The following is a 9093-nucleotide window of genomic DNA, read 5'->3' on the forward strand; positions in this document are numbered from 1 at the left end:
GCGCTGGGCCGAGAACCCCCGCAACCGCATCGCTGGGTTTCGCGTGATCCAGTTACTGCCCGGCGCCGGCCCTGCCACCGCCGCGCGCGTGCTCGACGCCATGGCCGAGGCGGTGGACCCGATTGCCGCGTTGCTCGCCTACGAGCCACCCGCCCGCCTCGCTGGCGACTGGGCCGCGCTGATGACGCTCATGCAGCTGCTGCGCATGCCCAAGGACAGCCTGGCGTGGGCGAGCGAACTGGAAGCCGTGGGCATCTGGTACACGCCGCACATGGAGCGCCTGCATGACGATGCCGCCGTGCGCCAAGGCGATCTGGACCAGCTTGCCCGCATGGCTGCCACCTACGCCACGCGCGAGCGCTTCCTGACCGAGATGACCCTCGACCCGCCCGAGCTGACCAGCGATGAATCCGGCGCCCCCTACCGTGATGAGGACTACTTGATCCTCTCTACGATCCACTCTTCAAAGGGCCAGGAGTGGAAAGCTGTGTACGTGCTCAACGCCGTGGACGGCTGCATGCCCGCCGATCTGGGCGCCGGCTCGCATGAAGAACTGGAAGAGGAGCGTCGCCTGCTCTACGTGGCCATGACGCGCGCACGCGAGCACCTGGACATCCTGGTGCCGCAGCGCTTTTACGTGACGCAGCAAACACCCAATGGCGACCGGCACATCTATGCGTCGCGCACGCGCTTCATTCCGCCCGCGCTGCTGCCGCTGTTCGAGGCTTGCGCATGGCCGCCGCCCGAGCCTGGTGCGGACCCTGCAGCCGAAGCACGTGCTGCTGCCAAGGTCGACCTCAGCAAGAAGATGCGCGGCTACTGGAAATAGACAGCGTTATTCAACATCGACCTCGGCGCGCTTGAGCACCTGCGCCGGCTCTGCGTGCGAAAGCTGCGCAAAGATCCACGCCGCCGCGCCGGTCATGAAGCCAACGCACACGAAGGTCTTGTGAAAGGCTGCCAGCGTATCGCGCCCTTCCGGCCCGACGGTGAAATCGGTAAAGCCCGTGAGAAGCGCACCCGCCGCCGCCACGCCCAGGCTCATCGACAGCATCATCACCATGGAGAGCATGCTGTTGCCCGCGCTGGCATGCGGCCCGCTCAGGTCCTTGAGGGTGAGCGTATTCATGGCGGTGAACTGCATCGAATTGAACGTGCCGAACAGCGCCAGCTGCACGATGCGCAGCCACACTGGTACGTCGGGCGTCATCACCGCAAAACTGGCCATCGTCAGGCCCACCATGAGCGTGTTGGTAAACAGCATGCGCCGATAACCAAAACGCTTGATCGCCCAGGTGCCCAACGGTTTGGCCGCCATGCCAGCCGCGGCCACCGGCACCATCATCAAGCCGGCCTGCAGGGGTGAGTACCCCAGGCTCACCTGCAGCAGCAGCGGGATCAGAAACGGCATCCCACCCGTACCGATGCGGGCAAACAGGTTGCCGAGAATGCCGATCGAGAAGCTCGGGATGGCAAACAGCGAGCGCGGAAACAGCGGTCCCGCCTTGCCCTCAACCGTGCGCCCCGCATGCAGCCAGTACGCGGTGAGCGCCGCCAGCCCGAAGATCAGCAGCACCAACACCGTCGCATGCTGAAAGCCCAACCCGGATAGCCCATCGAGCGAGAACGACACCGCCGCCATGCCAAACGCGAGCATGGCGTAGCCCGTCCAATCGAAGCGGCTCTCATCGTCCGCGCGCACATCGGGCATGACCTTGAGTGTGACCAGCGCACCAATCAGACCCACCGGCAGGTTGATGAGGAAGATCCAGTGCCAGGACACCGCCTCCACCAGCCAACCGCCCAGCGTCGGACCAATCAGCGGGCCGATCAGCCCCGGAATGGTGACGAAGCTCATGGCCGGCAGAAACTGCTCGCGCGGCACCACGCGCAGCACCGTCAGCCGCCCGACTGGCATCAGCAACGCGCCGCCCACGCCCTGCACCACGCGCGAGGCAATCAGCATGTCCAGGCTGCGCGACTCCGCGCACAGCAGCGAGCCGATGGTGAACAGAAAGATGGCGGCAAAGAACATGCGCCGTGTGCCAAAGCGATCAGCCAGCCAACCCGAGGCGGGCATCAGCATGGCGGTCGTCAGCGTGTAGGCAATGATGACCGACTGCATCTTCAGCGGGCTTTCCGACAGGCTGCGCGCCATGGCCGGCAATGCCGTATTGACGATGGTGGAATCCAACGTCTGCATGAAGAGACCAACCGCCACCAGCCAGAGCAAGGGTTGGAGGGACTTGTCGACGGAAGCGGAGGTGGGCATGGCAGGCAGGGGAAGCAGACTTCGTACGGCGCCGAATTGCACGACGAGGCGACATTGTGGCGTGAGCAGCGCGGGCTCGCAAACGATGTAACCGCCCCGGTCACCCTACTGCAAACGCGGGCACCGAGTTGCACACACCGGACGCCTATACTGGTGGGCGTTCGTCCCAGTCACCCTCGTGCAAACCTGCCATGACCACCCGTACCGAACGCGATACCTTTGGGCCCATTGAAGTCCCCGCCAATCATCTGTGGGGCGCGCAGACGCAGCGCTCGCTGCAGAACTTCGACATTGCGGGCGATCGCATGCCGCGCGAGCTGATCGACGCGCTGGCCCGCATCAAACGCGCAAGCGCAGCCGTCAACCACCGCCTTGGGTTGCTGCCGGCCGAGAAAGCCAACGCCATCATCGCCGCTGCCGATGAAGTCATCGCGGGCAAACATCCGAACGAATTCCCGCTGGTGGTCTGGCAGACCGGCTCCGGTACGCAGAGCAACATGAACATGAACGAGGTGCTCGCCAACCGTGCCAGCGAACTGCTGGGCGGAGCGCGTGGCGAGAGCCGCCTCGTGCACCCAAACGATGACGTCAACCGCAGCCAGTCGTCCAACGACGTCTTCCCGACGGCGATGCACGTGGCGGCTGTTACCGCCATCACACGGCACCTGATCCCGTCGCTGCGCACACTGCGCGAAACGCTTGCCAAGAAGGCGGCGGACTTCGACGACATCATCAAGATCGGCCGTACGCACCTGCAGGATGCGACGCCGCTCACGCTCGGCCAGGAGTTCTCCGGCTACGTGGCGCAACTGCAGCACAACGAAACGCACCTGAATGCGGCGCTGCCGCATCTGTGCGAGCTGGCACTGGGTGGCACGGCAGTGGGCACCGGTCTGAACGCGCCGGCCGGCTACGCCGAACAGGTGGCTGCTGAACTGGCCGACCTGACCGGTCTGCCCTTCGTTACCTCGCCCAACAAGTTCGAGACCATGGCCTCGGCCGACGGCCTGGTGCACGCACACGGCACGCTGAAAACGTTGGCCGCCAGCCTCACCAAGATCGCCAACGATATCCGCTGGCTGGCGAGCGGCCCGCGCAGCGGCCTGGGCGAAATCTCCATCCCCGAAAACGAGCCAGGTTCGTCCATCATGCCGGGCAAGGTCAACCCCACGCAGAGCGAAGCCGTGACGATGCTGTGCGCACAGGTGTTCGGCAACGATGTCGCAGTCAACATTGGCGGGGCATCGGGCAACTTCGAGCTGAACGTGTTCCGCCCGATGATTGCCTACAACTTCCTGCACAGCACGCGCCTGCTGGCCGACGGCATGCGCAGCTTCAACGACCACTGCGCCGTGGGCATCGAGCCCAACCGTGCACGCATCGACGAACTTGTACAGCGCTCGTTGATGCTGGTGACGGCGCTCAACCCGCACATCGGCTACGACAAGTCTGCGCAGATTGCCAAGAAAGCGCACAAGGAAGGTACGAGCCTGCGTGAAGCGGCGTTGGCACTCGGCTACGTGACGCCCGAGCAGTTTGACGCGTGGGTGCGGCCGGAGAACATGGTCGGCCGATAAGCCGCAGGCTGCCGCGTGCCCGCGCTGACAGCCTCAGCGCGGGTTCGGGAAGCGGATGCGGAATTCTGTGTATTCGTGCTCGACCGACTTGCACGAAATGCTGGCGCCCCAGCCACGCAACACCTTACGGCAGAACATCAGGCCGATGCCCGTGCCGCGATGCGCCGGATAGGAAAAGAACGGTTCGAACATCCGCTTGAGCACGGTCGACGAAATGCCCGAACCGGTATCGCGCACGACGATCTCCACGGCACGCGGCGGCTTCTCATAGCTGATGTGGAGATCGCCCTTGCCCACACGCTGAATGGCCTCCAGCGCGTTCTTGGTCAGGTTGGTGATGATGTGCTCAAACAGGCTCGCGTTGCCTAGCACCCGCACACCGATGCTCGGTGCAATCGAGACCAGCTCCCGCGTACCGGCCTCGAACGGAAAGGCCGCGATGGCCGAGCAGATCGCCTCATGCGGGTCAAACCAATTGATGCTGACGGTCTGGGGATCTTTTGAATTGGCGACCAGCAACTCGATGGTGTTGTTGGCACGCACGACATCCGTACGCATGCGCTCGACCGCGTGCTGCACGGCCGGCAGGTCTGGGTGATCGGCCGATACCAGCTTGGGCAAGCGGTCCTGAATGCCGCGTGCCGTCAGGGCCAGGCTGGCCAGCGGCGTGCGCAGCTCATGGGCGACCGTGCCCAACGCCAGTGCCACGCCGCGCTGTTTCTGCTCAGCCAGGATCTGGCGGTCCAGCTTGATGACGACGAGCACGGCCACGACAAATGCCACCACCGGCACCTGCTCCAGCAGCGCATGCCACGGAAACGCCGCCACCGCGTTGCCTGCCACCAAGAACAGACCCGTCGCGGCAACCGCACCACTGATAAGCGAGATCAACGCAAACGCCGTGCTGAAATGGAACAGGATGACAACGGCAATCACCACAGACTCCGCCCACACCATCGTCCCGGCATTTTCGAGATAGAAGAAGATGAACGCGAAAGGCAGCCCGGCCGTGATGGCAAACAGCGCATAAGCCGGCAGCCATTTGTACTGAGACAGCCGGTTGGCAAACAGCAGCGGAATGAACAGCAGCGTGCACACGGCGCGCAGCCAAACGTTCTCATACGGCTGGGGAAAAACGACCGACCAGATCACGTAGTACAGCGGGTGGCCGAGCACCCCCAGCGCACCCACGAAGCGGATGCGGCGCAGCCGCGCTGCGCTCTCTTCGTCAAGCAGTGCCGCGCTCGTCAGCGAGGTCGCGAGGTATTGCCAGACGCGGGCCGGCCAGCGACCCGGAGTGTCTGCGGGGACTCCACCCACTGTGTTCGTCATGCGTTCGCCAAACATGCATTGAGTTGAACGGCGGCTGCAGGTCTTCGCATCCGGCGCGTGGACGGCCAGTCGCCGAGCCCCACCCGATCACGAATCTCTGCCAGGACACCAAGCAGCCGACCGATCTCCGCGGGCGTGAGCTTGGCATGCAGCGTCAGGCGCACCAACGCCCGGTTTCTGGGCGTAGCCGGCGCACAGAATACCGCACCGAAGATGCCGTGGGCCTGCAATGCATCACGCAGCACCTTGACCTGTGGCTCGGGCCCCGCCTCCAGCCCGATGATCTGCTCGGTGCCGTCACTGATGTTGTAGCCCAGCGCGGCGATACCTGCGCGCACGGAATGGGTGATGGCATGCAGACGCTCGCGGCGAGCATCTGCCGCATAAATGAAATCCGCCGCGGCCTCGAACCAGGCCAACTCGTGCCGCAGCAACCCTGAACTGAAAATGGCTGGGCGGGCCTCCACGGCAAAAAAGTCTTTAAACAGGCCACTGCAGGCGACAAACCCGGCGCGGCCGGCAAACGTCTTAGCCAATGACGCCGTACGGAAGTGCACGCGGCGCTCCAGCCCCAGTTGCACCACCAGCCCCGCCCCACCCGGTCCGTGCGTGCCAAGCGAGTGGGATTCGTCAACCACGATGACCGAGCCGTTGGCCTCGGCCACCGCCACCAGCGCAGTCAACGGTGCCACGCTGCCAGTCGTGCTGTAGACGGAATCCACCACGATGATCCCGGGCCCGGTGCGCTCCAGTTGCCGGCTCAGATGGTCGACGTCGTTATGGCGAAACGGCACCGGCACCGCACCGGCTGCAGTAATCCCCTCCCACAGCGAGGCGTGCGCAGCCATATCGATATAGACGGGCACGCCGGGTCCCGCAATGCACTGGATCAGCCCGACATTCGCGGCCCAGCCGGATTGGGAGATCAAGCCGGCCTCGGCGCGCATCATGGCAGCCAGCCGGGCTTCCACGCGGCTCTGCGGGGTATCGCCGTGCTGGAATACGGCCGACATGAGCAGTTCGTGCTCATGCCCGAGGAGTGCGCGCGCCTGTGCGCGCACCAACTCCCGCTCGCCGAGCAGGCACAGGTAGTCGTTGCTGTTCAGGAACAGGGCATCGGGCCCTGGCGTGCGGCCGTGGAGCAGGTGGTCTCCGCCCCAGAGCTTGCCCATGCGATCGTCATAGTGACGTCGCATGCGAACGGTAACCCAGTCCGGCAGCGCCGGTGCGGCAGGAGAAGGTGTGGGGAGTAAAGCGGATGAGACGTGCGTTGGCAGCGTGGTCATGGAGGCCTCGTCGGGTTGGTAATGGAAGGACCAAACACCGATGGCCTTGCATCGACCACCGGGATGCAATCCGAACAACCATCATGGCACGTCAATGCGTATGCATTTCATCCACGACGAAGCGCCTGCCGGCGCCTATTCAAGGCGACGGCGGCCAACCCCACTGCCTGCTTGAAGCGTGGGCCGGAAACGATATTGGATTAAGCCGAATGTCTTAGACGGGTGCGCAACCGCGCTGCGCAACACGTACGTCGACACGCTCCGGTGCCAGCGCACGTTCAAACACGGCACGCGCGCCATGCGTTGTGCCGGTGCCGCACATGAAGGCATCAATGGCGGCAAACCCGTGCTCGGGCCATGTGTGGATTGACAGGTGCGATTCCGCCAGCAACAGGACACCGGTCACACCGCCCGGCTCTGCCGCGGGTGCGCCCATACGCAGCGAATCAAAGCGGTGGAGATGTGCATGAAGAATGGTGGCGCCCAACGCTGCAGCTGCCTCGCGCAGCGTAGCTTCCAGCGCCTGGGCATCGCGCAGCAGCGCTGGCGCCACGCCATACAGATCGAGCAGCAGATGCTCGCCCACCGCAGCGGAGGTTGCTGCAGCATGCGGCGCAGCGTCCGTGCGCGTCACTTGTGGCCCCCGCTGAAGCCGCCACCGTAACCGCTACCGCCCGACGAGCCGCCCCAGTACGAAGACCCGCTGGTGCCGCTGCCATACGAGGGCGTGCGCGGCGCGGCAAAACCGGCTTTCCAGTCCATCACCGTTGCGCCAATCACCACGCACACGGCGTACAACACGAACCAGCCTTTCATTCCCCCCCCCCGACCTTGGCGACCAGCCATGCCGGCACGATCAGCATCAGCGCCGCAAAGAACGTGATCACAAACACCGAACCCGGCGCCATGAAGAACGGCACCAGATTAAACATGCCAAGCAGCACACAGGACACCACCGCCACCGTCATGTAACCCGAGCCCGATGCCTCCTTGACCGGCTCGGCCACCACCTTGCCGAACCACGCCTTGATCTGCGCAGTGCTGACCGGGGTGCTCCGGGACCAGCTCAATTCATGCGCATCGCTCTCTGCGGCAAGGCTTTCCTGGCCGGCCGTGTATTCGACCACGCGGGTCTGGTCGCCGGTCTGCACGCGCCAGTTGAAGGCGCCGGCAGCGTAGGTCACGCGTGCGGTGTAGTCCTCGTCGCGGGTGTACTGCGTATTGCCGAGCGTGGCCTTGCGGCCGTCGGTCTGCGTGGGCCAGCGGTCGAGCACGTTGGCGCGGAACCAGCCGTCGTCGGTTTCCACCATCCACGTGAAGCCACGCTTGGGGGTGTACAGCAGGTATTCGAACCACTCACCGCTGCCGTCAACCACCGTGCGACGCATCACGCCGATCACCTGCCATTGCTGACCGTCGATCAGCGCCTTGTCGCCCAACTCCAATGTGGTCACAACCTGCGGCACCGACCGGGCGCGGGCGATGATCTCGCCGCGCGGCGTGGCGGCATCGATGGCCGCCCCACAGCCGGGGCACAGCACATGCCCGGTCACGCCGGGGCTGAACGGGATCGACGTGCCGCACTGCGGGCAGTCGAGATTGGTGAGCTTGCGGGGGACGCGCCCGGCGGTTTCCTTGATCTCGGCGTCGGTGCGCAGGAGTTGGCACTTGAGCGCTTCAAGCGTGGTCGCTTCGCCAAGGTAGAGCGTGGGCGCTGTGCCGTCGGAATAGTCGAGCGTGATGAAGGCATCCTCGCGGCGGCCGTCGGCTACGCGCGCATGCCAGCCCTCGCCTACCCGGAAGGGCAGTTCGCCCTGGCCGCCGGTGCAGTCGGCCTCGCGCACATCGGACAGCGTGAACTGCTTGCCCTCAGCATCGTAAAGCTGGCCGGGGCGCAGCGTTTCAAACGCCACGGCATTGCGCGGCACGCCACGCGAGAAAGTCATGGTGACCTGGCCCGAAGCCTCGGCCAGCCAGCCGTCGGTGCTGTCGTCAAACAGCACGTACCACTCGTTCCAGAAGCCCGCGTCGTAGCGCAACTGGATGCGGCCCACAACGGTAAAGGCCTTGTTCTTGTAGCGCCCGGTGGTGCCGATCTGCACGCGCGCGTAGTCCTCCAGCACGGCAGACATCTTGCCGATGTCGGACAGCGTCTCGCCGTCGCGCAGCAGTGTGCTTTTGCAGAAGCTGCACACCGTCATCACGGCAGCGGCGGACTTCAGTTCCACCGGCGCGCCACACGCCGGGCAGTTGGCATGAAACATGGTCGGGTCGTTCGATTGCACAGCAAAACGGGCGGCTAAAGGGGCTGTGCCCCTTCGCCGCCCGGTCATTCGATCAGAGAAGCTGGACTCAGCCCCCGGTCAGTGCCTTGAGCACGGCGGCCTTGCCGGCATCAAAGTCGGCCTGGGTGATGAGGCCCTTGTCGAGCAGATCCTTAAGCTTGGTCAGGCGTGCGGTCGGGTCGTCGGCAGCCGGAGCAACCGGTGCGGCGACAGCCGGTTGTGCGGCAGGTGCTGCACCGGCATTGCCCTGCACAGCAGTGCGCAGGCTCTCGGCCATCGTCTGGCCCATTGCCAAACCGGCTGCCAAACCTGCACCCGTGCCGGCGATGCCACCTTCGTTC

The 9093-nt window shown here is 64.8% G+C and carries 9 protein-coding genes; 2 read left to right on the forward strand and 7 right to left on the reverse strand.

Annotated features, from left to right (window positions below; all coding sequences use genetic code 11):
* Positions 1-829: 3'-5' exonuclease (locus JHD73_RS24635; protein WP_199032799.1), on the forward strand; the 829-nt coding region annotated here is incomplete at its 5' end.
* Between the two features lie 6 nt (positions 830-835).
* On the opposite strand, the gene mdtD is transcribed toward JHD73_RS24635, so the two are convergent.
* Positions 836-2272, reverse strand: a complete 1437-nt coding sequence (gene mdtD, locus JHD73_RS24640; protein WP_199032800.1) for a multidrug transporter subunit MdtD — start codon at positions 2270-2272, stop codon at positions 836-838.
* A 191-nt stretch (positions 2273-2463) separates the two neighbouring features.
* Here mdtD and fumC point away from each other — a divergent pair, with 191 nt between their 5' ends.
* The gene (gene fumC / locus JHD73_RS24645) at positions 2464-3849 is read left to right on the forward strand and encodes a class II fumarate hydratase (protein WP_199032801.1); all 1386 of its coding nucleotides are present in this window, start codon (positions 2464-2466) and stop codon (positions 3847-3849) included.
* 33 nt (positions 3850-3882) lie between these two features.
* On the opposite strand, the gene JHD73_RS24650 is transcribed toward fumC, so the two are convergent.
* The 6 genes from JHD73_RS24650 to JHD73_RS24675 form a co-directional block, all read right to left on the reverse strand.
* Positions 3883-5181 (reverse strand): sensor histidine kinase, encoded by a 1299-nt coding sequence (locus JHD73_RS24650; RefSeq protein WP_199032802.1) that lies wholly within the window; start codon positions 5179-5181, stop codon positions 3883-3885.
* Positions 5178-6467, reverse strand: a complete 1290-nt coding sequence (cqsA, locus tag JHD73_RS24655; protein ID WP_199032803.1) for an alpha-hydroxyketone-type quorum-sensing autoinducer synthase — start codon at positions 6465-6467, stop codon at positions 5178-5180. The genes JHD73_RS24650 and cqsA overlap by 4 nt, the downstream gene beginning before the upstream one ends.
* A 214-nt stretch (positions 6468-6681) precedes the next feature.
* A complete protein-coding gene (speD, locus tag JHD73_RS24660; protein WP_199032804.1) occupies positions 6682-7101 on the reverse strand; it encodes an adenosylmethionine decarboxylase in 420 nt (139 codons plus the stop codon).
* The gene (locus JHD73_RS24665) at positions 7098-7283 is read right to left on the reverse strand and encodes a hypothetical protein (RefSeq protein ID WP_199032805.1); all 186 of its coding nucleotides are present in this window, start codon (positions 7281-7283) and stop codon (positions 7098-7100) included. The genes speD and JHD73_RS24665 overlap by 4 nt, the downstream gene beginning before the upstream one ends.
* Positions 7280-8731 carry a DUF4178 domain-containing protein gene (locus JHD73_RS24670; RefSeq protein WP_199032806.1) on the reverse strand — a complete coding sequence of 484 codons (1452 nt, stop codon included), beginning with the start codon at positions 8729-8731 and terminating at the stop codon, positions 7280-7282. The genes JHD73_RS24665 and JHD73_RS24670 overlap by 4 nt, the downstream gene beginning before the upstream one ends.
* 88 nt (positions 8732-8819) lie before the next feature.
* Positions 8820-9093, reverse strand: a 274-nt coding sequence (locus JHD73_RS24675) for an SHOCT domain-containing protein (protein ID WP_199032807.1), incomplete at its 5' end; no start/stop codon positions are given.

The sequence above is a fragment of the Ralstonia sp. ASV6 genome (assembly GCF_016429285.1).
GTDB lineage: Bacteria > Pseudomonadota > Gammaproteobacteria > Burkholderiales > Burkholderiaceae > Ralstonia > Ralstonia flaminis.